This window comes from Candidatus Dependentiae bacterium (assembly GCA_040878395.1).
Lineage (GTDB): Bacteria > Babelota > Babeliae > Babelales > Vermiphilaceae > JAKBEL01.
Genome location: JBBDMI010000005.1, coordinates 112,473 through 138,936 on the forward strand (window position 1 = coordinate 112,473; position 26,464 = coordinate 138,936).

Below are 26,464 nucleotides of genomic sequence, written 5' to 3' on the forward strand. Positions count from 1 at the left end.
ACAACTTTTAACGATTCAACTTCAACTCAATCCACGGTGATCCATCACCTTTGGATAACCAAACTTGCGTAGCAAGCTCCCGTGTTTGATCATTAAAGTTTAGCTGTAGTCCTTTAAAATCAACATTTTTTATATTTTGCGCCGTCTGTATAATGTTATAAACTGAAATTTCACCTTTTATATTCTCTATAATATAAACAATTAAAGCAGCATTAATATAAGCTACAAAAGCGGCCGTATCAATAGGAATATTAGCTTTTTTTGCATCCCTTCTAAACTCCTTAACTATTTCAATATCACTTGTATGAGGATCAGGAACAACGCTCGTAAGAAAGAGATGCAATCCCTTCTGTTTTAAAAATTTCTGAAAACTTTCTTCCCACAGAGTCGATACACTGTAGACTTTTTTATCAGAAAGGAATGCTACCCCAAGGATGCGTATTAACTCTTTTGCTGCAGTAGGTGTCACTACTAAAGCAATTGCATCAGGACTAAATGCTTTAATCTGCTCTACATGCCTAAGAAAAGCAACATCATTTCGATTATAAGGAATTTCTAAATGTTTCACCGAACTATTTTCTTTCAATATATTCAATATGGCATCTTTGGGTGGAATACCAAAATCATCATTTTGATAAAAGACTACAAGTTTTTGTACCTGTTGCTCTTTGATCATATACTCAGTCGTTGCGATAACTTCTTGCGCAAATGATGCTCTAAAATGAATCAAATGCGTTAAGTCCGGATCGCGAATACCCGCTGTCGGGAAAAAGACTAAAACTTTTCCTTCCTTGACCAAATCAAGATAACCGGTCAATGTAGGCGTTCCTAAAGGACTCAAAATGAGCTGCGTTTTAATCTCACTCAAAAATTTTTCAATATTATCACGCGCAAGTCTTGGTACATATTCATCATCCAAAAATATAGCCTGAAATTGTCTACCTTTAATACCACCCTGCCCATTCAACCGGTTAAAGAACATGTTAGTGCCACCCTTTATAGCCATACCTAAATCTTTTACTCCCTTGCTCAAATCAAGTGTTGATCCAAATAATATTTTATCAGCACTTACACCCAATGCAGGTTTATCATCTTTCGGCATTTCAACTTTTTTTATATCTTTGGGCTTTTCAATTTTTGGCACTTCAACTTGTATATCTTTGGACTCTTCAATTTTTGGCACTTCAACTTGCATATCTTTGGGCTCTTCAACTTGTATATCTTCTTCATCAGATTTTTCTTCCGGTTTAACTTCAACCTTAGTCCAGGGCGAGCCATCTCCTTTTGATAACCACATATGATATGACAGCTCACGAGTTTGCGGATTAAAGTTCAACTTCAACCCTTTAAAGTCTTCGTCTTTAATGCTTTCTGCAACCTTAATAATTTTCTCTTTCGTTAACTGGCCGTCAACTTTTGAAAGTAAATACTCCGCTAAAAAGGCGTTGATATATGCTTCAAAACCAACCGTGTCGATTGACATACTCTCTTTTTTTGCAGCCTCACGAAACTCTTGAGCAATCTCAATATTGCTTCTTTCAGGATCAGGAACAACATTAGGCACATAAGTCTTTAACCCTTTGGATTTAATAAAGCTCTGAAACGGCACCTCTCCTAAATCAGAGTTTCCATATATTCTTTTGCCGGTAAGACCTTTTACTCCAATCTGCCTAATCAGACCTTGTGACGCAACAGCAGTCGAAAGAAACGCAATAGTATCCGGCTTATACGCTTTGATCTGCTTTACTTGTTCATTAAAACTTAAATTATTACGACTATAAGGGAGCTCTAGAACTTCTGAAACATTATTCTTCTTCAAAGCTATACGTGCGGCTTTCAAAAGATCTTTACCAAAAGCATCATCCTGATAAAACAACACAAACCTTCCTGCACCCTGATCTATCATATACTGTGTCGCAGCTTTTATCTCTTGTGCATAAGAAATGCGGAAATTAATAACATTTTTAAGTTGAGGATGTCTACATATTCCCGATCCCATAAGTGGAAACAGAACAAGCAACGTCCCGTTTTTTACTAGATCTAAATAGGCTTCTAGCGTAGGCGTCCCAGGCGAGCTTAGAATAAGATCTGTTTGATCTTTATTCAAAAGCATATCTATGTTTGCACGTGCTTTGATTGGCTCATAATCATCATTTAAAAAAAGCATCTCAAGCTGCTTGCCATCAATGCCACCACGTTGATTGATCTGTTCGGCAACAATCTTTAATGATTGCTGTATAGCTTTACCTTGATTTTTTGCCCCTTTTTCCAAATCCATCGTTGAGCCGAATATGATCTTATCCTTATGAACCGCAAGGAGTGGTTTTTTGTTTGCAATAGCAGCCTGTTCTGCTTGTTCAGGAGTAACAACAGACGGCAACTCCTTACTTTCTGAAACTTCTGTTTCATATTTTTCTTCAACCTTTTTATCAGTTGGAGTTACTTCAGCAACTTCCTGTTTATCAACCTTCGCTTCAATCTCTTCCGGTTCAACAGCCACTTCTGTCCACGGTGACCCATCACCTTTTGATATCCATATTTGAGATGAAAGCTCACGCGTATTATCATTAAAGTTTAACTTTAAACCTTTAAAGTCAACATCTTTAATGCTTTCAGCAGCTTTAATAATCGCATCAATTGAAATATCACCCTCAATTTGGTCTATAATATACGCAATCAAAGCAGTATTTATATAGGCCTCAAATGCAAAGCCGGTAATTGGAGCATCATTTTTTTGGGCATCTTTTCTAAACTCTTGAGCAATAGGTATATCGCTGGTGGCCGGATCAGGAACAGTATTAGGAATAAGTACTGTTATACCTTTTTCCTTCAGAAAATCTTGAAAACTATTTTCACTTAAGTCTGAAGTTCCATACAAATGTTTATCCGAAAGAAAAGTCACTCCCATTTGACGCATCAACTCTTGAGTTGCAATTGGCGTCGAAATAAATGCAATAGTATCAGGTTTAAACTCCAATATTGTTTTTACATGCTTTTTAAACATCACATCATTACGATTATAAGGAACTTCAAGAACATCGCTGATATTGTTTTTTTCTAATACTTTTCTGGCAGCTTCTTTGGTCTGCAAACCAAAATCATCATTTTGATAAAATAGAACCACTTTTTTTGCATTATATTTTTTTATCATATAATCGGTTGTTGCTTTAATTTCTTGAGAATATGAAACCCTAAAATTAATAATATGTGTTAATTCCGGATCTCTAAATAAAGCGGTTCCTGTTGGGGTAAACAACACTAAAATTTTACCCTCTTTTACTAAATTAAGATAAGCAACAAGCGTTGGCGTTCCCAAAGAATTCAGCGTTAAATCAGTTTTTATCTCATGCAAAAATGTATTTATATTTTTTTGAGCAAGACCTGGCGTATATTCATCATCTAAAAACACAACCTGAAATCTTTTTCCTTTAACACCACCCTGCTCATTAATTCTGCTAAGTCGTGCTTCTGTGCCCAATCTTACTGCACGTCCAATCTTTTTTATTCCTTTACTCAAATCAAGTGTTGACCCAAATACAATAACATCTTCTTTTACACCTAAAGCTTCACGCGAACCGACTGAATCTTTTTCTTTCTCTTTAGGCCCGATCTCTTTTTTTGCTTCCTCTTCCGACACCTGCTCAATACGCTCTAACTCAATTTTTTTCCAAGGCGTACCATCATCGGTATTAATCCAAATGTTATTAGATAACGTACGAGTTTGCGGATCGAAAGTAAGTAAAATACCTTTAAAGTCAAAATTCTGCAATCCCTCTGCCATTTTTATTATTTTTTCTTTGGTTATTTCACCTTCAACTTGATCTAATAAATACCCGGTCAATGCGGTATAAAGATAAGCTTCGAACACTGCCTGATCAACTTTCACCGCCTTATTTTTAGTAGCTTGTCTAAACTCTTGAGCAAGTGGTATATCACTTTTCTGAGCATCAGGCACTATATTTGGCAAAATAAAATGTAAACCTTTTTCTTTTACAAACCTTTTAAAGCTTTTTTCTTCTAATGCAGCAAGTCCAAACAGTTTTTTACCTACAAGCTCTGTAACGCCAATTTGGCGAATTAATCCCTGAGCAGAAATAGGAGGACCAATAAAGGCAAAAGCATCCGCATTAAAATCTTTTATTTTTTGTAGTTTTGATGAAAAATCAAGATCATTTTCTACATAAGAAATCGCTAGAACATCACTTATATCAAAATTTTCTTTTAACACTTTTTTTATAGCATCAGGCGGTTCAGTACCAATACTTTCTTGATAAAATAAAACAAATCTTCGAGCTTCATAGTTCTGAGCAATATATTTTGCGACTTCTGCCATCGCTTGAGCATATGAAGGCCTATAATGAATAATATTAGTCAAATCAGGCTTACGATATGCACTTGCACCGGTATATGGAAACAGTGCCAATACTTCCTGCTTTTTAATCAAATCAAGATAACCATTTAATGTTGGCGTCCCTAAACAAAGCAGCAATAGGTCAGTCTTAATCTCTTTAATAAATGTCTCAACATTTGAAAGCGCCTTTTGCGGAGAATATTCATCATCTAAATAAATCATTTGCAATATTTTTCCCTTAATACCGCCCTCTTTATTTATCTGATCAACTTTCAGCTGAATACCACTCTTTAAACTTTCTGCAAAAGCTTTTAACCCTTTTGAAAAATCAGACGTATTACCCAAAACAATCGCATCACTACGAACCGCTATAGAAGGTTTTTTATCTGACTCTGAAAAAACAGAATCACCCGGCACGGAATCATCCGGCACGGAACTATCCGGCACATCTTCTGTCTCAGGAACTTCTACTTGTATTGAAATCCACTCTGATCCATCGCCCGGATTTATCCATAATGAATTCTCAAGCACTCTTGTTTGTGGATTAAAGTTCAGCTTAAATCCTTTAAAGTCAACATTTTTCGTATTCTCAGCTGCTTTAATAATATTTTCTTTATTTATTGGCCCATCAATCTGTTTGAGTAAATAGAAAAAAATCTGTGCATCAACATATGCTTCCAATGAACTGTTACTTACTTCCAAATTATTATTTTTTGCAAATGTTCTGAACTCTTTCATCAACGGCAGATCACTTTTTCGCGGACTGGGCCACACACTTGAATGCGTGAATGTTAAACCTTTGCTTTTAACAAAATCTTGAACTTCAGCCTCACCCATATCAGATATGCCAAGCAAACGTCTTTGTGATAAAAAGTTTGTGCCCAATTCTTTAATAAAAGACAATCCTGCAATTGGGACACTTGCAAAAATAATAACATCAGGATCCTCGTTGACTATTACCTCTTTTTGTTCAGAAAAACCAACTTGATTACGACTATAAGGCAGCTCAACCATTGCGTCGGTTGTATATTTTTTAATCGCCTCTTTTGCCCCATTTAAAACATCTTTACCGAAGTCATCATTTTGATAAAAAACAGCCACTTTTTTAGGTTTATTCTCCTTAAACACATAATCTATTAAAGCTTTTCCCTGTTCAAAATAAGATACCGTAGCATTAATAATGTATTTTAAATCCGGCTGCCGAAAAATACTTGACTGTGCTGTCGGAAATAAAGCAAGAATTTTACCATCTTTAATGAGATCCAAACTTGCCTTAAGCGTCGGTGTGCCTGCGGGTAAAAAGATGATATCGGTTTTTATATCATTGAGAAGCTTGAGCATGTTTTGACGCGCACGCTTTGGTTCATAATGATCATCAAGAATCACATTTCTAAACTCCAGACCATGCACACCTCCTTCCTCATTTACATCATTAAATGCCGCGACTAAACTTGATTTGTAGTTATTCCCTGCATCTTTAAACCCTTTTGAAAGATCCAGCGTAGAACCCAGAACAAGCACGCCATCTTGAACTGCAATATCATCATTTTTTGCTGCTGTTTTTTCTTTTTTTTGCTCTTTTCCGCCCTCTTTGCACTCATCTTCCATTTTTTTTAAAACATCTTTTTGCTCATTCAGTTTTTTTTGGAGATCCTTTATTTGTTCATCATCAAAAAAATTTATAGCATCACCCGAGACAAGCATTCCTGTTGAAATATTATACAAACCGGATACTTGAAATCCTTTATTTTTACGCAGATCATTAAAATAAAGCGCAATAGTCCAACTATCAAAACGTAATGCCGTTTCAACCACCGCAAATGCATCATTAAAAAAAGAGTCCAACCTCCGGTGTGCTCCTGTTGGGCTTGAAAGCACTGTCCATGTCAAAGGTGGACCGATCAAACGTTTCAGACCCAAACTGCGTGAAAAGTCTGATGGCACAATTGTAGCTTCAATAGCAATCGGCACGACATCTTGTGACGCATTTTGTTGCCCCTTTTGCACATGCATAATCTCAGAATCCACATTATTTACTAATAATTGGGATACTGTTTTTTCATCGTATGTATCCATATGCGCAGAAATCTTTAATGCTCGATTTGACTGCACTACATACAAAGCTAAAGGTAAGGTATCAAAAAATGAAAAAACAGTCTGCATAACATCTTCTGAGTTTAAAGGGCTCAGAAATTCTAATTGCTTATACAAGACTATATTGCGCAATTCTCTTTGCGCTTCATGCTTACCGCGAATATATATCACCCGATCAGGATTTCTTGCCATCAAAGTGAGGATCACCGTTAATGTTTCAATATTATAAGCAGACGAATTAATTACATTTCCGTTAAATACCAAATAACTATTGTCACTAATAATTAAATTTTCTGTTATAAGATTTAAGCGCACTAACTCTTGCAGGTCACGAACAAATGAATGCAATGCCCCGTCCAGATCTCCAAAAATTATAAATTTATTTTGCGGATCCGGAGTTATTTTTTGTACAAATGCACCCTTCATATTGCGCGCAATGCGTTCATCTGTAACCGTTTTGAGTAACTGCTCAAAAGTACTGACCAACTCAACGTCACGTTCAAAACCTAAATAAGAAAATAAACGTGAAAAAATCGATTTTTTTTGTTGCTTATAAAAAGAGGTATAATCAGGATGCCTCCAATCATCATTATCAATTGAAGGGTATTCTTCATGATCTTTTGCATAAGTAATAATATCTGACAATGAATCAAACTGAGCAGCTACATTAAAGGATAGCAATAAAATAATAGTATATATTTTTTTCATTATTTTCTCATTTCTTTATCGACAACGCCGCTTTATCTTTTTTTACCTATTTAGCTGCTGCCGGACACATATCACGCAACTCTTGTTGTTTTTCAGCAACATTTTGCAGTTCTCGTTTTACTTGAATAAATGAATCATCTACAACCTGAGATCTTTCAGTTTTAAAATCCCTCAAACCGGTAACCAAATTATACATTGCGACTTTTTTAAAACCAAGAAGTTCACGAACATCTTGATTATATAAAGTAATCATCCATTCGTTTAATTTCTTTCCAATATCGAGCACTGCAAATGTATCAAAATAAAAATCCTGTAAATGCCTATAAGTTTCTGTTGGACTTGAAAGCATTGTCCAAGCCGTTGCACCTTTGTCTGCTTCCAATTGCGACAACCCCAATGTTGGACGATATGTGGTAGAACGACTTTCACCTTTTATAATAGCGCGCACATTGATCTTCTTTTCACCTGAGTTTATTTCATTGCTTAATTTAAAAGTAGCTACTTCTCTACCGCCACTTCTTTGAAAAAAACCACTAAAATTTTCCTCATCTAGTTCTGTTGAACTTCGATCAAAATGTGAAATGCGCACAATATTCATACTCTCTTCATCTTCTTGACCAATTAAATACAAAGCAAGCGGTAACGTATTAAAAAATTTGCTTATTTTGGTACCGAGAGGAATTCCTTCATCAGAAACTGATGCCGCACGAATAATTAAGTTACGTTTAAGATTAAAATTTTTCCAATGTTCACGATCTTCATGATTACCGCGAATATAAAATACCTTATTTGGATTTCGATCCATTAGACGCATAATAACTGATAATACTTCAAGAGAAAATGGCGATCGATCTATTGCATCACCATTAAACACAAAATATACATACGGTTTCATAATTTCAAAATGATCATTAATAACATTATTTATTTTTAATTCCACTAGCGTACGTATCAATGAATGAAATGCTCCTTGAAGATCACCCCAAATAATAAACGAGCTACCTTTTAAAGGATTCATTTTTAAAATAAACCGTCCAATGTACCCATCATTCTCTCGTTCATTTACCACCTTAGAAAGCAACTCATCAAATCCCTGTATATGCCATAAAGGCCATGGTTTAATTTTAAATGTATACATGAATTCATCCAAACCTGTAGGCACCAACCGCTTTAAAAACTTACCATAATCTGGATTAGCCCAGGTAGTATTGTCAATAGGAGGATACTCATCCAATTGCTCTGCATATTGTTGCGCTTCGGTTAATGTATTAAAAATATGGCTCGGTGAAGTATCAATAAAAATAGGCAAAAAATAGAATACACTGCTCAATAGGAATACCGATATTAATAAAAGGTATATTATTTGTTTCATCTTAAACCCTAGCCCAAACGTATAACAAATAATACCACCAACCAATCAACAATACATGGAAAAATATTAATACCATTGCACGTAGTACTATCACCCATGGTTCAATCTTTCCATAAGTAATCATTACAATATTTAATAAAAATCCAATAAAAGCAAAAGTTAAAAAAAGAGAGAATATATGATCACTTAATAAAAAATAACCTGCAACCGGAGACATTCTTTGAATAACAAATCGATACGAAAGAATTGCAGTCACACTACCCAATGAAAGAGGCAAAACCAATCGACGCTCTTGAACAGCATCGAATGAAAAAGAAAAAATCCCAATAAAAAACATCAAAAATAGTGGTAAAAATATAAAGAATACCTGCGAAACTCCGGATCGCTCAAAATCCATTGAAAATATAACTTTTGGATTAAACACAACTTTACGTTTATCACTGGTATCCAAATTCGCTTGTGAATATCCGGTTACCACATTATGCCCAACTACTCTCCAACCTGCTACAAAAATATCCTCGGATAAGGTGAAACCTGAAATATAAGATGAATAAACAATTTCACTTGGAGTAACAAATTTATTGATGAGCGATATAAATACTCTATGGTCATCAAGGGGGAAATATTCAAATGATAAGTTAGTGGTAAACTTTACCGTAATATTATATTGCGCAAAAAATTTACCTTCAATAACCTTTGTGTCGGAGGTAGTTTTTTTTATAATTTCCCCTTTTTCAAATGAAAACTTTTCAACTGTTTCTAAAGAAACAAGTGCAGGATCAAACTCAAACCAAATAATACCATCAAACATAAAACGATTATTTGTTAGATCAAATTCAGGAAAGTTAGTAATATGCAAACCAACCGCAACTTCAGTTGTGTTCCCACCCCACTCTTTTACTTTTTTTGGTGTAACAGAAAAAACTGCAGGACTAGGCTCAAACGATACAAATCGCAAAAATGGCGTAACAGCAAATAATACAATCATAAATGATGTAATTATCAAAGCAACAATTTGATACTTAAGAGTCACGACTTCGGCAAAAAATTTCAGCACTCTATCGCGCATTACCATATTTTTTTTCCTTTAACATCTCATTGGTAGGTCACCAATAAGAATGATACGTATTACAAAACAAAGTCAATGGTACATAGTAAATCTAAAAACTATTGTCTAAAGACAATTAAACGTTGTACTTTTTAATATATTATTCGCATATAAAAAAGGAGAGTTGATATGCTTAATTGCTGGGGATCAGTTTCAGGTCCATGTAAAGGAATATTACTTATCATAACCGGTACCATTTTACTCTTACATACTTTGGGGGTCTTAACACAAGGAATGGGAATAATTATTATCATTATTTCTATTGCAATGCTTGGATATGGTTTTATATTGTGCGGTGGCCCACAAGTTATCCAAAAATTACTTAAACGCAAAAAACCTGAATAAAAAATATTAAACGTGAATTTGTTTTTGCCATAGGCAAATTCACGTTATTCTTTCATCTGCTCAGGTGTTGTTTCCGGCATTTCACCTTGCTCATATTGACTTGCTTGATAGTTAACCATCAAACGAATTGGCAAGGCCATCTGCATTTTATTTTCACGTAAGGATTTCACGATTTGAAATCTAATACCACTAGCAATATCCCACTGATCAAGAGTATAATTTGAACTCACAAAACCACGCAACATGAACTCATAACCATTCGGACCAAAATCATCTAAGCGAATAATAGGTTTAGGATTTTTTAAAATATATGGACTCGTTTCCATTATGCGCTCAAATATTTCTTTTGCTTTTACCGGATCTTCTCTATAAGCCAACGTTACATATATATCATTACACGCAATAAAGCCTCTAATATAATTCCAGTTAACTATACTACGACTCGTAACATATGAATTAGGGACGATAACCATAGTACTATTCTTACGGCGTAAAACGACTGAACGAGGTGTGATTTTTCTCACTACGCCAGCTACTTCTTCATCAATTTTAATATAATCACCAATCTTTATTGGACGCTGTACTAAAATCACAAAATAAGCAAAAAAATCTGCTGCCGGATCTTTAATTATAAAACCTAAACCAAATAATAATGCACCGAGCATTACATTTATTTGTGTTCCTAAACCAACAGCATTCAGTCCAAGTAGAATTGCAATTAACATTACCAAATAGCGCATCAAACTATTGACCGTATTTTGAACACCCGAATCTACAAGTAAGACATCAAATATACGGCTTAGTACAAAACGCTTAATTGCAACCGCAGCCAAAAAGCCGGCCAATACAAAAAAGATAAACTGCAAAACCGTATACATCGAGATAGGACTTTCAGTTTGTGAAAGCAATAACGGCGTTTGTAGCCAATTGATAATATCATTAAATTCTTTTATTTTTTGTAACTGTTCCGGCCATTGCCAAATTTTAGCGACAACAAGAGCTGCAATAAATACAAAGCTGAACAAAATGCCGATAATTGAAACACCATACCATGTCTTGGCAGCAGGAAAACGCTCTTTTACCAATTCTTGATCTGTATAAAAGAAAAATGCTGAGGACCAACGTTTAACCAATCCGTGGAGCCAAAATAAAACACCTATCAATAGAAATGTATATACAACACGTGAAAGGATAAATAACACTAGTCGACCAAATCCAACATAAGGATTCATCATTACAATAATCGTAATCAAAGCAATAAGGATAAAGTAATAGTAATGATCTACTTTATCACGAAGCCAAATCCATATATCATTAACACGCGGAATAAAACTAAGAACCAATTCCTTGGTGAGCATGAATATAACTGAAATTTGCAAAATAATAATATTAAGCGCTTTCAAGATATTAGGTAATTCTGATTTTGGATAGTTTGCCAAAATAAATGCTTCACGGAAAAAGAAAATAACAATAGTTGCATATATCAATGTAGAAAGACAATTGATAAAACGAGTTATATATTCTTTTGTGATAAAGGTATAATTATGCGCAGCATTTCTAGAAACAAAATAATGAACATAACGATATGCAATATACAATAACAACGGAATAGATGACAAATAAAAGATAATATATGGGTATGGATCAGGAATCACATAAAAATTTAATACCAAGAATAACGAAACCCAAAAAGTAATAAGCACAAAATAGCGTAGAATAAAGGCAATAAAATCAGCTAAAAATAAGAATAACCGCGGAAAACTTCTACCCTTAGCCCACATATAAAATGTGTCACGAACTCTTGGCAGAAAAATCCACAACAAGATAAGCAGACCAATCCACAAAATGATATAAACAACAAAATAGGCAAAACTATATTGCTCTTTAAAGAGCCCTTTAACTTTATAAATCAATGAAGCAATATCAAAATGCATAACATATGAACGCACATCATAAATAAATGTTTCAAGATCAGGAACTACATTCTTTACTCCTTGCCAGGAAATTGCATCCTCAGGCCTGTCCCAAATAATGCTACGTGAGGAGGCTCGCAACTCTTCTATCGTGAATTTAATCTGTTGTTCAGTTTTTAATAACTTCAACACGGTATCGTTATAAATGCCACGTATTGCATTCAGACGTTTCACTTGCTGTTTGACTAAATCTTCGGATGCATTCAAAAGTTCAAGAGCCTGTGAATATTCTTTTATTTTATTCTTAAATAATACATCTTTTTGCTCTGTAATTTCTTGACGTTTTTGCGCAATATTATCCGAAGCTTTTTTCGCAGTGCCAAGCAACATTTCAACGTTCGATTTTTTACTTTCTAATTGAGACAAATCTGCCATTATATCAGATAATTTAACTTCATATTTTTTAATTTCCTCAAAAATCTTTTCTTCTGATACAAATTTGCCGGCATACATTTTATAAAATGAAGATTTAATATCTGTTTCTATACGTTCTAATAATAATGTCTGATCTTTTAAATCAATTTGAGCTTCTAAATTTTCCAAACGCAACTTTGAAGCTCTAGCTGCTTCATTAGCACGAGCAACAGTTAAGAAAGCAATATAAGCAGCACTCGTTTGTTTTGGAAATATCAACCAGCTGTCAAGCTCTTCGTTCAGTGGAATGTTATACTGCTTACTCAATGATACAACAGCTTCATTTTTTTCTGCTATATGCTGCTTAATTTCCTCTCTTTCAGGCTCATATGTGTCAATTTTTACCGCATTGAGCTCCTGCCTTTTTTTCTCAAGTTCATCACGAGCAAAAGCAACATCTGCCTCACTAATACGAATTGAAGATTGCCTTATGCGTGTAAACAGCTCTTGTAGAATATTCAATTGCTGTTTTTCTAACTCAATCTTAATGCGTAAGAACTTGATACGCAGCTGCAATATTTTTAATTGCAGCTTATCAACATCTTTTTTGGTGCCTAATAATGCAAACTCTAAATTGGTCAGCTCACGTTTTTGCTGCACACTTAAATCAAACGTTGCATCAATTTTTTTTTCAGCCTTTTCTTGTTCTTCTTTTTTTTCGTTATACTCTTTCACCAATGCTGCTGCAGCTTGCTCTCTACTTTTGATTTCAGTTTGCGTATTGATCTCTTTTTTTTGCAATTGCTCTATTGAATCTTTTTTTGCATCTATCTTTTCTTTCATTTTACGCAAATCTTCAAATGAAAATGCTATCTGTTCTGCAACAGACAACTCTTGACGATATCTATCAAGATCCGGGTCATTAATAAAACCCTGTAACAATTGTATTAATTCTTGATAATCTGAAACCAACTGCTCACGCGCTTGACGATAATCTTTTAATGCCTGATAACGATCATTCAGATACACCAATTTCTGCGAATAAAATTCGTTTTCCGGCTCATTTGCCAACTCATCTTTAGTCTTGGTAATATCAGTTTTTATCTCCTGCAGTAGATCATCAACTTTAGGACTATGTTCTTCAATCTCTTTATTGAGTAACCCTAATTGCTCTTTTGTATCCTCAAGCTCTTTTTCTTTGGCTTCACGTTTTGAAATAAAAAGTTTGTCCGTCGTTTTCAAAAAACTACCAGCATAAACTGTTGGCGATACTAATACCGAAAGCAAACTGGTTAATAAAAAAAATAATTTTATCATCATCTAATCTCATCTAGAAAATGAATTGTTTTAAATTGTTGTGCATCCGTGTGCACCCGTACACATTGATATAACCATCCAGAGATATTTTTTTCAACATTTACATCAATCTTGGCATTAATCATCCTCTCCAAAGGCTCTTGTGCTAAAGCATATAAATACGCACTAGACACAATTGCATCTTCTGGATATAAATCAAGCAAAGCTAACATCACACACAAAACTCGCTTTTTTTGCTGTAAACAAAACCGTTGATGCTTAAACATAAAAATAAGCAAATCATACAAACGACTTTGGCCGGATCCCTCAGGAAGAAAATGGTAACACATCTCCAAAATATAATGCAAAAAAAGCATATCGTGAGACGCTAGCGCAAATGGCATATCAATAATCTCAACCTGTTCCATTATATACCATTGTTGTTTTTGTTTAAGTTCATACTGAAGTATGGTACCGGCACTCAATTTATCATGCATAACTATACCGGTTATACGTCCCAATTTCTCATCCAACAGCGCACATTTATTTTTTTTGGGTGCATAATGTTTTAAAATAATACCAAAATGTCTATTCATTTCTTTTTCTTATTTTTTATTGCAGTAACAATCTTTTATACCATCTTAACGTGACCAGAACAGAGAAGCTAGTACTTTGTGAAATTAAATCTCTGATTACAAATCATTGATTATTATCAAGCAATTACCATAGATTTAAAAATAATTACCCATATAAAAGGATATTTTTATGAAGAAAATAAATGTGCCTTATTTATTTCTTATTTTACTCACCTACATTACAGCAATATGTGCCGAAGCACCACAACTGACCATTGTTGTGGTGTTTGATCAATGCGCATTGCGCAACTTAGAAAAAACACGTCCATACCTCAAAGGAGGATTACGATTTTTAGTCGATGAAGGAATATATTATACACAAGCACATACACCTTATGCATGGCCTGCAACCGGACCGGGACATGCAACATTAAACACAGGAACCGTGCCGGCAACACATGGCATTATTAATAATGCATGGGCAAACCAAAAATATGAACGTGTGAATTGTGATGATGATACAGCAGAACGTGCTGCTGTTTTTGGGCCCAATGGCTTACTTGATTATGGCAAATCACCACATTATATCATGGTCGATGGTATTTCAGACCAATTAGTTATGCAAAAACAACAACACAAAAACTATAATGTTTTTGCCGTTTCGGGTAAAAGTCGATCTGCTATTTGTGCTGCAAATAAATTAGGAAAAGCAATTTGGCTTGATCCCAAAACCGGTATGTTCACTTCAAGTAAAGCGTATTATAATGAATTGCCATCTTGGCTAAAAAATTTTAATGCACGCAAAAAAATTAAAAATCAAAAATACATCTGGCAATTGCAACATGGATGTTTGCCTGCAGCATATCGATTTGCAAATGCACACAACTATAAAGGTACACAAGCGGGCAAAACAATGATAAACCGATCCTTTTGCTTGAGTGAAAAAAACAAACAACACGAAGAGTTCATGCAAACACCTCAAGCAAATCAACTGGTATTTGATGCCGCACTTGCATGTATTGATGAACATTTTTGCAAATGCAATTCAGATGAAAAAATGTTGTTATGGGTACTGCCAAGCGCACTCGATAAACTGGGCCATAGCTATGGATCCGATAGCATTGAAGTGATTGATATGATATATCACTTTGACAGACAACTGAAAAAATTCATGGATTGCGTTAATACAAAAACACGCAAACGAAATATTTTATGGGCTATGACTTCTGATCATGGTATTTGCCCAATACCCGAACAGCTCAGAGACGAAGGTTACTTCAGCGCTCGCCGCATCATGGGACCGGAAATTATAAAACAACTGAATACACATATAAAAGCGAAATTTGATCTGGAAAATGTCGCTATCTTTTTAAATGGCAGCAATTTATACGTAAATGATCCATTACTCAAATCACTTGAAAAAAAGAAACGCAAAGAGATTAAAAAAGAAATTAAATCATTTATTTGCAAACAACCGGGCATCAAACAAATTTGGACACTTAAAGAATTACAAAAACTATACCTACCTCCGGGAAGCATCGAATCTTATTTTAAAAATCAACTTTTTGCAGGTCGCAGCAGCAGTTTTATTGTGCAGTCATATCCATATAACTATGTCACACGTCACCCAAAGGGAACCGGACATCGAAGCCCATATGAGTATGATACACATATTCCATTAATCATTTATCAACGAGCAAACTATCAACGGAAAGTAATTCATGAACGTGTTACCAATACACAATTTGCACCGACATTAGCACACATTCTTGAAGCGCCCAGACCATCTGCATCTACTGCTGATATCTTGCCCGGCATTATATTCAAAGAGGACCCCTGTTTTTAAATAAATTTTATATATTATAAAATCCATAATAATCTAAAGGAAAATCTTATGGCGCTACCATTACATCATAGCAGCAATAGTCTTTCTGACAAAAATCGCATTCAATTGACAGCGGTTTTGAATAAAACATTAGCATCACTCTCTGATTTGTATGCTCAAATAAAAAATGCTCATTGGAATGTCAAAGGAATGAATTTTATCGCCTTGCATAAACTGTTTGATGAAATAGCAGAAGAGGTTGAAGATCAAGTTGATATTGTAGCAGAACGCATTACCGCATTGGGAGGTACTGCTTTGGGTACATTGCCGGAAGTAGTAAAAAACAGTCAATTACGTCCATATCCAATTGATATTTATGCTGCAAAAGATCACCTTGAACATCTATCACACAACTTTGCTATTCTTGGCGAATTAGCTCGAAAAAATACTCAAGAAGCTATGGACCTTGGTGATGAAGCCACTGCTGATATCTATATCGCCTTGACAAGACTTCTTGACAAGAATCTTTGGTTCTTAGAAGCTCATTTACAAAAATAATATGTGAACAGTTTTTAAAAATTTTTTGTATAGCAATGATCACTATAGATGAAATACATTTGCCCATTTTGTCATCAAGTATGTTCAAACAATTCTTAAATAGAATGTAATAATCCAAGTGCAAAAAACAAAGCAATTTACCTATTTTGTCATCCTCGAAGAGGATCCAGCGATGACCGGCCTAATGTTAATAAAGTCTTGGTTAATGATGTGCATTGTCTAAAGAATATTATAAAGTAAAATTTAAAAACATTAGAAACCAATTCAATTTTTAAATGAACAAACTTTTTTTGCCAAGTATTCCTCTAGATCACACCGGTTTCCGCTGGATCCCCTTCGAGGATGACAAAATGGGCAAATTTACTTATTTTTTACTTAGATAATTATCACATACTATTCAAAAGCTATGTGATAATTATTTTAAAAAGAGTTTCTTCTAAAATAAGTTATTAAATCTGTGAGTGCGTAAGATAAATAACTTTATATATTTTTATAGTTCAGAATGTTTAAATTGATAAGCATCTTTTAGCATCTGCATATCTTCATCATTAATATCTGATCGGCAATTTGGGCAGCTGTTCAAGTTATGTTGCGTTGCATCATAAAGACAGTCAGCATGAAAATTATGTTCACCATGAGTACAATGCAAGGTAACTTTATATGGCCACACACCGTCACATGAATCCAAGCATATTGAACATTCAACCGTTTCAATAGTAGCAGGATCTGCATCACCATCATTCAAAATTGATAAAACATGATCTATATCTGTTGAACTTAATTGAACATTACAAGTAGGACAATCAAAACGATTTTGCTCAACCCACTTCTTCATGCAGTTCGTATGACACACATGAAAATCACCATTACAACCGGTTGCAATTATATCTTGTTCATCTTTACTCATTTCGCCTTTGCACACACCGCACAATTTTGTTTGATTAATATACCGTTTAACCATTTGTACTGTTTGTTCATACTTCGGCTTAATGAATTCGATCGACTGGTGATATAACGAAGACAACGCTATCAGCATTGCACAGAATGTCTCTTTTAACATGATAAAAACCTCCAAAGTTAATAACCTCATGATACTCTCAAGTTATCCCTGAAAAACGATTAAATCAAATGGATGTATAGTAATACAAATAGATAAAATTCTAATTGAATTTCCAATACTTTAAAACAATATAATTTGCCACATGATATCGCATATGCTACATATGTAATTAAAATTTCTTTGAACATAGAAGAAAGGAAATAGTATGTATAAAAAAGGCCTACTTATCATGACACTTATTTCAAATATTAGCCTGTCAAATCAACTGTTCAGCCCATTAATCGAAAAAGCTCTCGAACTTGCTGCCCAATGGCATGAAAACACTTATCGCCGTGATCAATGGCGCACTGCCCCATTTAACTTTAAAGATAATACGCAACCAAAAACACCTGTATTAATGCATTTAACTTCAGTAGGATTTATATTACAACGAGCAGGATTCGATGATGTAACTGTTGCAGCAGGCATTTTACATGACATCATTGAAGATGGCAATAAAGACAATCAAACATTCAGTTATGAACAGCTCAAACAACATATGGGTGTTGAAATTGCTGACATAGTTATGAATCTTTCAGAGACTAAAACAGATAACGATGGCAACAAATTATCATGGAAAATACGTAAAGATGAGTACCTTGAAAAATTAAGCTCCGCACCACTGAATGTACTTGCTATTAGTTTAGCTGATAAAATTCATAATTTATGGAGTTTTAATCAAGGAATGCACCATGGCGTTACACATTTTAAAGCTGACCCAAAAGAACAAATATGGTTTTATAGTTCCGTATTAAATTTAGCAAAAAAACATAAAACTGATAAACGTATTGCGCAATTGATAGATGAATTTGAAGCGCAATTAGATCAATTTAAATCAGCCATTGAACAACAATAGCTGATCATTTCTTTATTCAGTGCGCACTCGCTTTCTTTCCGGTTGATCTTCATCATCAATTAAAGATGGATCAATTCTGAAATACCTTTGTATCTCTTCAGGAAGTGTATTAAACAATGCATAATCCTCTTGAGTAGTAATAGGATTTGCATCTTTTTTCAAAAGAGCTATTAAATTCATTGCTGCAAAAATAGTACTGCATTTTGTATGCAATACAGACTCAATATCGAATAAACTTGAAACATCAATAATAGTACCTATATTAGGTAAACCTAATTCATTAAGAGTAAAACCTCTAATAGAAGCCCGAGAGTCAGGACCATCAGCACTATGATCTTGATCATCACGCATTGCAATAATTAAAGTATCTGCTGAACTCAAATCTATCTTTTTATCTAAAACAATATCTGGAAAAAATCGCGTTGAATTTCGATTAAACTCGCCTATAACTTTGCCGCTTTTAGTACAGACATCAACCGAATCCCAAGAAAATTTAAATATAAATGGCCCTTTTTCACAAACATGCAGATCACCTGGTTTAACTTTTACATGCTTTACATCTTTATATTCCGGACTCAAAATATTCATTTCATCATTTTCAGAAGAGGACATAAAATAGCTACTATCCGGATTTAATGTTATTTGAGAATATGGAAAAGATGCAATATAAGATCTTAGGCCGGTTTTCCTATACAGCTTTATTTTTGAATCACCATCTATCTCAAGAATATTCTGAGCAATTAACGTCTGTAATTCCGGTGCTAATGCATTAACCAATTGCAACTGATCAAACTTTGCATCAATATCTTTATCTACATATTTTTGCATATGAGACTTAGATGAAATTCTATGAGCAAACAAGGATGAACAAGCTTCAACAAGTAAACCGATATGCAAATAATCCGCACCCAACAAAGGAACGATTAAAGTATCATCAGTCCGGCAATGAAAATCCAAAGCACCCATTAACTCACTCTTTATCAGATTTAAAAGCTCTTTTGATTGCAAACACCCTTGAGACTCTTCTGAACGCAATGCCGCATTTAAAAAACTGCTTTTAGTCAATAAGGACAAGGCACGAATAGTATTTTTTGTATTGTTACTGTCAATACCCAAAACAAACTGTTGCAAACTATCTTTTAAATCTACTCCTTTTGTATCCTTGAACATATGCTCAAATGTTTCACTTAATGTCAAATGATTTCGATGTAACCTAAATGCATCACCATCAAGGGTAATATTAACTTCATCATCAGTTACTTTTTCAACACCAACTATATCAAGCTGTGTATCGGCAGCAAATGAAACCGATGCAATGAATACAAATAACAGCAAACTGTATTTTCTCTTTTGCATGATAAACCCTTATTTAAGATTATTTTTTATTCGCACCCAATACTAGGCAAAAATAAAACAAAAATAAAGCTTTAGTAAAATCAGGTTATTTTCTATAATCCCATATCGGCAAAAAATGCTGTATCATTCGGTTCACGACCAAGAAAATCACGAAGCATTACATTCGGATCAACACTGCCGCCACGGCCAATAACACAGTTGACATATTTCTGTCCTATTTCAGGATTGAGCAAACCATCCTTTTTGATTTGAGCAAAGATATCAAGCGCAAAAACCTTTGACCACAAATAACCATAATATTTTGCTGCGTATTCAGTCAGATGACCAAAAGATGCAAAAAAATGTGCTTCAGGAATTACATGCTGATGTACTATAATTTCTTCACGCAATTTCTTTTGTATTTCTTGCACATCTTTATCCTCACCCGGCAAGTGATAAGCTAAAGAAAGTAGAGCAAGAAAACTTTGTCTTTGCACAAAGTGACCGGTATCGATATGCTTTACTGCTAAAATCTTATCAATTAAATCATCTGATAGCGGTTCACCCGTTTGATAATGTTCACTGACTAATGTGAGCATATCTTTATCCCATAGCCATTCTTCTAACATTTGAGATGGCAATTCAACAAAGTCAACTTTTGTTTCATAACCGGATAAACTTGCCATATGAGTACGACCCAAAATACCATGTAATGCATGACCAAACTCATGAAAAAAAGTTTGCACATCTGCACGTTTAAGCAATGGCGGTTTGTCACCCTGTGCTTTTGGAAAATTTGCAACAATAGCACTCACACCAACATTCGGATTATTATCTTTACCAAACACTGTTGGTACGATAGTGATATTACATGCATGAGAATATTTGTTTTTACGAGGATACAGATCCATTAAAATATAACCCAACAATTGATCTGTCTTGACATCATATACTTTTAAAGCTCGCACATCATTGGACCATAGCTTGTGCACAACCACCTCTTCAAAACGCAATGAAAAGAATGATTCATAAATAGATAACAGCCCTTCAATTGTTTTTTCCACAGGAAAATATTCAGCTATTTCAAGTTCATCAACAGCAAATTTTTGTTTTTTATACTGTTCTTTTACAAATGCAATATCCCACGGATAAAGTTTGTTTTCAACCAGCTCAAAACTTGCAGGCAATGCGGCAGTCATATCGGCAAATTCTTGCGCCTCTTTTTTGGAAGCACGCATAATTAAATGATTCAAAAATGATTGTGCTCGTTCAGGCGATTGTACCATTTGATTTTCAAGATCAAGTTGTGCATAACTTTCAAAGCCAAGCAACTTTGCCAATTGATCACGCTTTGCAATGATATCTTTAAGAATAAGTTCATTTGCAGGATATGCACGATTTGAAAATGCAAGATACAGTTTTTTGCGAGTGTGTGCATTGGTGCAGTTTTGCATTACATTATGATATGTAGGATAATCAACACCGACAATATAGTTGCCATCTCTTGTTACTTTAAGTCCATGGATAAAATCATCCGATAGGCCGGCAAGTTCATCTTTGCTAACAATGATAGCACTGCTATCGGCAGCAATATTTTTTGAAAAATCCTGACTTAATTGATTAATCTCTTTTTTTAATTGTTTAACCCGACTTAATTGATCATCAGACAATTCAAGGCCATTGCGCTTGAACTCTTTCATCTTTTCATCTAAAAAGTACTGCTGCTCATCTGTTAATGTTTCTTGTTGCATGTTGCCATCAATATACTCTTTGAATGCTTCATACAATTTTTTATTACTCATCACATCAACAACATATGCTTTTATTTTAGCTGAAGCTTCATGAGCCGCTTCTCGTATATCTTCTTGTGGACTGACCATTTCAAGTAATTCAATAACGCGAGCTCCTATAGCAAAATCAGAAAGTCCCAAAACATTATCAAGTGGTTTTACGGTATTTTCAAAAGTACGCTCTTTATCTAAAATTTCTAGAATAGTTTTAATTCTTTTTTTTGCTTGTCGGATATACAGTTTACTTTTTTTTTCAATCTGACTTGCATTCTGTGGAAACAGACGAACCACATCTCGAATTGATATCACGTTATATAACTCCTGAGGTATTGATGGCATGACGCGCATATAACTTATTGTCACGGCTAAAAGTACACATGCACACCACATAATTAATTTTTGTTGCTTCATTTAATTCATCCATTATTTTTTAAGAATTCTTCGATACCCTTCGACAGAGCTTACGTCTTCGCAAAGCTTCGCCGCACACGGCAGGACAGGCTTTCGCTTTGCTCAACTCAGGATAAACGCATTTAAATTTTAATTTAAAAGACATTGTTGTAAAATTTATTCGCTCTTTATAACAATAAACATTTTTTTCATTTTGTCATCCCTGAAGGGGATCCAGCGGTAACCGGCATGATCTTGAATAAGATTAAGCCAGAGTGATTTTATATTTTTTTTATGAACTATCTTAAAATCATTCTGACAATATTACTTTAATCATTGAAAACGCTTTTGGCCTGGATCCCCTTCAGGGATGACAAAATGGGAAATTATTTCATTTATAGTGAGCATTGTTATGCAAGTAAATTTAAATGCATTTACACTAATCCTGAACTTGTCGAAAAATCACAGTCCCATATCCTCAAAGAATGCTTCATCATTCGGTTCACGACCCAAAAAGTTACGCAACAGTTCATTTGGATGAGCGCTACCACCACGACCAATAACTTCTTTAATATATTTCTGACCAATTTCAGGATTAAGCAAACCATGTTTTTTAATTTGAGCAAACATATCAAGCGCAAAAACCTTTGACCATAAATAACCATAATACTTAGGGCCATAACCGGTAAGATGACCAAATGAAGCAAACATATGCGTTTCGGGGATATAAGCAATGTTCTGCACTATTTCTTGACTTAACTTCTTGTAGATATCATTTATATCTTTTTGCGCTCCCGGAGCATAATAGTCAAGTGCTAATTTTGAAAGCATGCCCTGACGCTGAACAAAATTTCCGGTTCTTAAATTCTTTAATTTTAATATATTGTCAATCAAACGATCCGGCAATGGCTCACCTGTTTTATAATGACCACTGACCATTTTAAGCATATCTTTATCAAACATCCATTCTTCTAACATTTGTGATGGCAATTCAACAAAGTCACGTTTAACATGTGTTCCTGAAAATGATGCCATTTCTGTTCTACCCAATAACGCATGCAATGCATGGCCAAATTCATGGAAAAAAGTACTTACATCAGAACGTTTGAATAATGGTGGTTTGTCACCTTGTGCTTTAGGGAAATTTGCCATAACCAATGAAAACCCAACCGTTGGTTTGCCATCAGCATCATATGTCGTTGGATTAATACTCAAATGTGCAGCATGTGAATATTTATTGCATCGTGGGTATAGATCTAACAACAAGCGACCTAAAAGTTGATCATTTTTTGCGTCATATACTTCCAACATGCGCACATCATCTGACCATAATCCCGGTGCAGGAACCTCTTTAAATCGCAATGATAAAAATTGTTCATAAATAGAAAGTAAACCTTTAATAGTCTGTGCAACAGGAAAATATTCTGCAATCTCTTGCTCATCAATATCAAAATGTTTCTTTTTATATTTTTGTAATGCAAATGAAACATCCCATGGATAAAACTTTTCATTTTCATCTAATGTTATCGATTCGGGCAACTCTCTTTTGAGCTCTTCATATTCCTGTTGTTCTTTAACTGCAGCACGCTTTATTAAATTATCAATAAATGCATAGGCATGCTCAGGAGATCCTACCATTTGATCATCAAGATTCAGATGAGCAAAACTTGCAAAGCCTAACAACTTTGCCAACTCATCCCGTTTTGCAATAATTTCTTTGAGAATTTCCTCATTTACCGGATATGCACGATTACTAAATGCGATAGAAAGACGTTTTCTGGTATCTCTATTTGTACAATTTTCTAAAACTTCAAACACTGTTGGATAGTCAACACCCAAAATATATTTACCATCATCAGTTTTTTTAAGTGCATCTATAAATTCATCACTCAGGCCACTTAGCGCAGAACGATCAACTTCAATACTACTTTGATCAACTGCAATATTTTTGCCAAACTCTAATGATAAATCTGTAAGCTCTTTTTTTATTTTTTTTACTTGTTCAAGTTTTTCATCCGACAAATTCAAACCACTGCGTTTGAAATCTTCTATTGCTTCATCAAAATAATATTTTTGCTCTTGTGTTAATTGCTCATTTTTCATATTGCCTTGAGCATAGGCCTGAAATGCTTGGTATAGTTTTTTATCAAGCATAATATCAACAAAAAACGCACTAATCTGTGATAACATTTTTTGAGCAGCATTGCGCATCTCTTCATTTGGATGCAGATATTGAATAGTAGCTACCGCTGAAGAAAAAATAGCCAAATCAGCAAGGCTCGTTGCATCATCAAGTGCTTTTACCGTATTTGCAAAAGTTCGTTGCTCATCGGGGACCTTCTTAACTTCATCTATCTTTTGTTTTACATCATCAATATAAATATGTGTACGTCTTTCAATTTCACTGACCGATGTAGGAAATATCCCTATCATCTCTTTTGCCGAATCTAATTGATGCAAGTTGCGCATAACTGCCGGCCGCATGCGCATAGCAGAAATAATTGCAACAGTCGCACACATTAATAATAAACAAATAACAATCTTATTGAACATAACTCGACTTCCTTTTAAATTTAAACTCATATAACTTGTATAGCATAACGCACATTGATTTTTTTTTCAGCAATATTAACGGGATATTTTGACGAAGTACATAAACCTTTGCATACTATCACAGATAAATTTTGTATTTTTTGTGAAAGGTTCTTCAAATGCGTATCCTAATTTCATTATTTCTATTATACTGTTTTCCTCTTTTTTGTTCAGATAACGTGACATCAACATTACTAGAAGGCAAACTGTGTATTCCTTATAGTAAATTGTGCACTGTGGATGAACTTGGCCCATATAAAGAACCATGTCTCACAGCATTTGGAGCAAAAGAATCTACAGATAAAGACAAAAAATTATGGATTAGAATTAAAGCATTTTCTGAAAAATCCCGCGATTGGCACTACTGGGGGCATGAACAGATTAACAAAAAATCAACTGATCTGAATGAATCATTTCCCTCATATATTCCATTACATTTATTGCTATCAGCTGATTATAATGAGCCACTCATCTTAAATTTTTTCATTAACAAGAAAGTTTTTATAGCAAAATTAAAATTTGATCAGGAAGATTATAAAACTCCTCCATTCAACCATCCTGCAACGATACTGCACCGTCTTATAATACGGCATAAAGCATTTTACAAAATACAAGCAGAGCGATCAAAAAGGTATCGCGATTCAAAAAAAAGATCTAAATCTAAATCTACTTGTTTGGGATCACAGTTGAATACAAGCCCAAGGCTAAGTGCTCCAATTCTTTAAATTGTCGATTCTTTTGATTTTTCCCGTAAGGTAGTATATTTTTGTCTGTATATTTTTTCACGTTCTTGTGAAGACAAAAGCTCTTTAGACCAAAAAATGACCTCCATAGAATCCTCTGCATGGTCACGAGCAGCTTCAAGGCTTTTTTGCTGTTCTTTTTCTTTTTCAATCCACCATTGTAATTCAGCAATATGCTTTTCGATTACTGATCCTTCTTGAGCTGTATAACTTAAACATACAAAAAGTAATAAGATGAATAATGTATAGTTCATAGCAAAAGCTCCTCTATAAATTTATGAGAGTAGATCACATCACTTATATACAATGCAATAAAACAGATTTTTTATCTAAAAACATTTTTGACGCAATGTAAAAATACCTGCATACTACATGAGTAAAAGGATATACAAATTTCACAAAGGATGTATATGCATTTTTATTGTCTATGCGTTGCAGTATTCATACCTATTTTATCTCATACTATGTCGTCACTTGGCCAAATAAAACCATCTAGATTTGCAGAAATATTAAAAAGAAATGAATTGACACTTGCACACACTAAACACCAATTAGAAGAAACTGTTACTAAAAAACAGCGTAAGAATCGCCAAAATAGAATCAATGAATTAAGATTTAACCAAAAAAAACAAAAACCATCAATCGTATTATTGGATGGTTGCGGCTTTAAATACCCGATTCATCCTAATATATATCCTTATCCCTATCCAAACACAAAAACACTAGATCTAAAACTTTTAATCAAAAGACAAAAACTCTTTTTACAAACTTTAGATTGCTTAAATAAAGTGAATATAACTATTTTACAACGTGCACTCAAGCATCTACCTAGAAAAAAAGCGGAAATTGATGTCGCTCTTCAATCATCACTAAACATACAGATAGCAACGTTAAATACTCTAATTTTTTTCGACTCAAAAGCGCAAGAACGACCAAAAAAATATTTATCTGAAGGAGATTTTTTGGAAGTTTACGCCCACCAATTTGAGTTAGCCCAAAAACTTGAACGAGAAGTCACTGCATTTGAAGAAGCACAAAAAGAACAACAAAAAATATTAACACTAGCAGAACTTACACAACAAGCTGCGTCAAGTAAGTAA

At 34.3% G+C, this 26,464-nt stretch carries 16 protein-coding genes; 6 read left to right on the forward strand and 10 right to left on the reverse strand.

The genetic code is table 11. The features are described 5' to 3' along the window. Positions 1 to 7 precede the first annotated feature (7 nt). The 3 genes from WD055_01975 to WD055_01985 are packed head-to-tail and all read right to left on the reverse strand — an operon-like array spanning position 8 to position 9,600. Entirely contained in the window at positions 8 to 7,153 is a 7,146-nt protein-coding gene (locus WD055_01975; protein ID MEX0848969.1) for an ABC transporter substrate-binding protein, read from the reverse strand. Positions 7,154 to 7,199: 46 nt separating this feature from the next. After that, the gene (locus tag WD055_01980; GenBank protein MEX0848970.1) at positions 7,200 to 8,525 is read right to left on the reverse strand and encodes a metallophosphoesterase; all 1,326 of its coding nucleotides are present in this window, start codon (positions 8,523 to 8,525) and stop codon (positions 7,200 to 7,202) included. Between the two features lies 1 nt (position 8,526). After that, positions 8,527 to 9,600: a hypothetical protein gene (locus tag WD055_01985; GenBank protein ID MEX0848971.1), complete on the reverse strand. Its 1,074-nt coding sequence runs from the start codon at positions 9,598 to 9,600 to the stop codon at positions 8,527 to 8,529. Between the two features lie 162 nt (positions 9,601 to 9,762). On the opposite strand from WD055_01985, the gene WD055_01990 reads away from it, so the two are divergent. Next, positions 9,763 to 9,978: a hypothetical protein gene (locus tag WD055_01990; GenBank protein MEX0848972.1), complete on the forward strand. Its 216-nt coding sequence runs from the start codon at positions 9,763 to 9,765 to the stop codon at positions 9,976 to 9,978. 44 nt (positions 9,979 to 10,022) lie between these two features. Here WD055_01990 and WD055_01995 read toward each other — a convergent pair whose 3' ends face one another. Further along, on the reverse strand, positions 10,023 to 13,625 hold the full coding sequence (locus WD055_01995; protein ID MEX0848973.1) for a mechanosensitive ion channel domain-containing protein: 3,603 nt from the start codon (positions 13,623 to 13,625) through the stop codon (positions 10,023 to 10,025). Then, the gene (locus WD055_02000; protein MEX0848974.1) at positions 13,622 to 14,197 is read right to left on the reverse strand and encodes a hypothetical protein; all 576 of its coding nucleotides are present in this window, start codon (positions 14,195 to 14,197) and stop codon (positions 13,622 to 13,624) included. Before WD055_02000 ends, WD055_01995 begins: the two co-directional genes overlap by 4 nt. Before the next feature lie 169 nt (positions 14,198 to 14,366). On the opposite strand from WD055_02000, the gene WD055_02005 reads away from it, so the two are divergent. Next, positions 14,367 to 16,022 carry an alkaline phosphatase family protein gene (locus WD055_02005; protein MEX0848975.1) on the forward strand — a complete coding sequence of 552 codons (1,656 nt, stop codon included), beginning with the start codon at positions 14,367 to 14,369 and terminating at the stop codon, positions 16,020 to 16,022. A gap of 48 nt (positions 16,023 to 16,070) precedes the next feature. After that, positions 16,071 to 16,559, forward strand: coding sequence for a DNA starvation/stationary phase protection protein Dps (gene dps, locus WD055_02010; GenBank protein MEX0848976.1), 489 nt, complete (start codon positions 16,071 to 16,073; stop codon positions 16,557 to 16,559). 490 nt (positions 16,560 to 17,049) lie between these two features. Here the strand turns inward: dps and WD055_02015 are convergent, their stop codons facing one another. Next, positions 17,050 to 17,619 carry an RING finger domain-containing protein gene (locus tag WD055_02015; GenBank protein MEX0848977.1) on the reverse strand — a complete coding sequence of 190 codons (570 nt, stop codon included), beginning with the start codon at positions 17,617 to 17,619 and terminating at the stop codon, positions 17,050 to 17,052. 205 nt (positions 17,620 to 17,824) lie between these two features. On the opposite strand from WD055_02015, the gene WD055_02020 reads away from it, so the two are divergent. Further along, the gene (locus tag WD055_02020) at positions 17,825 to 18,514 is read left to right on the forward strand and encodes an HD domain-containing protein (GenBank protein MEX0848978.1); all 690 of its coding nucleotides are present in this window, start codon (positions 17,825 to 17,827) and stop codon (positions 18,512 to 18,514) included. A 12-nt stretch (positions 18,515 to 18,526) separates the two neighbouring features. On the opposite strand, the gene WD055_02025 is transcribed toward WD055_02020, so the two are convergent. The 3 genes from WD055_02025 to WD055_02035 all read right to left on the reverse strand — a co-directional run bounded on the left by WD055_02025 (position 18,527) and on the right by WD055_02035 (position 24,582). Then, positions 18,527 to 19,870: a hypothetical protein gene (locus WD055_02025; GenBank protein MEX0848979.1), complete on the reverse strand. Its 1,344-nt coding sequence runs from the start codon at positions 19,868 to 19,870 to the stop codon at positions 18,527 to 18,529. A gap of 92 nt (positions 19,871 to 19,962) precedes the next feature. Then, a complete protein-coding gene (locus tag WD055_02030) occupies positions 19,963 to 22,050 on the reverse strand; it encodes a M3 family metallopeptidase (GenBank protein MEX0848980.1) in 2,088 nt (695 codons plus the stop codon). Between the two features lie 441 nt (positions 22,051 to 22,491). Continuing rightward, positions 22,492 to 24,582, reverse strand: coding sequence for a M3 family metallopeptidase (locus WD055_02035; protein MEX0848981.1), 2,091 nt, complete (start codon positions 24,580 to 24,582; stop codon positions 22,492 to 22,494). Positions 24,583 to 24,740: 158 nt separating this feature from the next. On the opposite strand from WD055_02035, the gene WD055_02040 reads away from it, so the two are divergent. Then, positions 24,741 to 25,346, forward strand: a complete 606-nt coding sequence (locus WD055_02040; GenBank protein MEX0848982.1) for a hypothetical protein — start codon at positions 24,741 to 24,743, stop codon at positions 25,344 to 25,346. On the opposite strand, the gene WD055_02045 is transcribed toward WD055_02040, so the two are convergent. After that, complete coding sequence (locus WD055_02045) at positions 25,343 to 25,618, reverse strand: hypothetical protein (protein MEX0848983.1); 276 nt, start codon at positions 25,616 to 25,618, stop codon at positions 25,343 to 25,345. The genes WD055_02040 and WD055_02045 overlap by 4 nt on opposite strands. Before the next feature lie 156 nt (positions 25,619 to 25,774). Here WD055_02045 and WD055_02050 point away from each other — a divergent pair, with 156 nt between their 5' ends. Continuing rightward, positions 25,775 to 26,464 (forward strand): hypothetical protein, encoded by a 690-nt coding sequence (locus tag WD055_02050; protein ID MEX0848984.1) that lies wholly within the window; start codon positions 25,775 to 25,777, stop codon positions 26,462 to 26,464.

Bases quoted from the DNA above. Each gene is read 5' to 3' on its own strand.
- WD055_02005 (MEX0848975.1), top strand. From the start codon at position 14,367: ATGAAGAAAATAAATGTGCCTTATTTATTTCTTATTTTACTCACCTAC.
- WD055_01985 (MEX0848971.1), bottom strand. From the start codon at position 9,600: ATGGTAATGCGCGATAGAGTGCTGAAATTTTTTGCCGAAGTCGTGACT.
- dps (MEX0848976.1), top strand. From the start codon at position 16,071: ATGGCGCTACCATTACATCATAGCAGCAATAGTCTTTCTGACAAAAAT.
- WD055_02020 (MEX0848978.1), top strand. From the start codon at position 17,825: ATGTATAAAAAAGGCCTACTTATCATGACACTTATTTCAAATATTAGC.
- WD055_02035 (MEX0848981.1), bottom strand. From the start codon at position 24,582: ATGTTCAATAAGATTGTTATTTGTTTATTATTAATGTGTGCGACTGTT.
- WD055_02045 (MEX0848983.1), bottom strand. From the start codon at position 25,618: ATGAACTATACATTATTCATCTTATTACTTTTTGTATGTTTAAGTTAT.
- WD055_01980 (MEX0848970.1), bottom strand. From the start codon at position 8,525: ATGAAACAAATAATATACCTTTTATTAATATCGGTATTCCTATTGAGC.
- WD055_01990 (MEX0848972.1), top strand. From the start codon at position 9,763: ATGCTTAATTGCTGGGGATCAGTTTCAGGTCCATGTAAAGGAATATTA.
- WD055_02030 (MEX0848980.1), bottom strand. From the start codon at position 22,050: ATGAAGCAACAAAAATTAATTATGTGGTGTGCATGTGTACTTTTAGCC.
- WD055_01995 (MEX0848973.1), bottom strand. From the start codon at position 13,625: ATGATGATAAAATTATTTTTTTTATTAACCAGTTTGCTTTCGGTATTA.
- WD055_02025 (MEX0848979.1), bottom strand. From the start codon at position 19,870: ATGCAAAAGAGAAAATACAGTTTGCTGTTATTTGTATTCATTGCATCG.
- WD055_02015 (MEX0848977.1), bottom strand. From the start codon at position 17,619: ATGTTAAAAGAGACATTCTGTGCAATGCTGATAGCGTTGTCTTCGTTA.
- WD055_01975 (MEX0848969.1), bottom strand. From the start codon at position 7,153: ATGAAAAAAATATATACTATTATTTTATTGCTATCCTTTAATGTAGCT.
- WD055_02000 (MEX0848974.1), bottom strand. From the start codon at position 14,197: ATGAATAGACATTTTGGTATTATTTTAAAACATTATGCACCCAAAAAA.
- WD055_02050 (MEX0848984.1), top strand. From the start codon at position 25,775: ATGCATTTTTATTGTCTATGCGTTGCAGTATTCATACCTATTTTATCT.
- WD055_02040 (MEX0848982.1), top strand. From the start codon at position 24,741: ATGCGTATCCTAATTTCATTATTTCTATTATACTGTTTTCCTCTTTTT.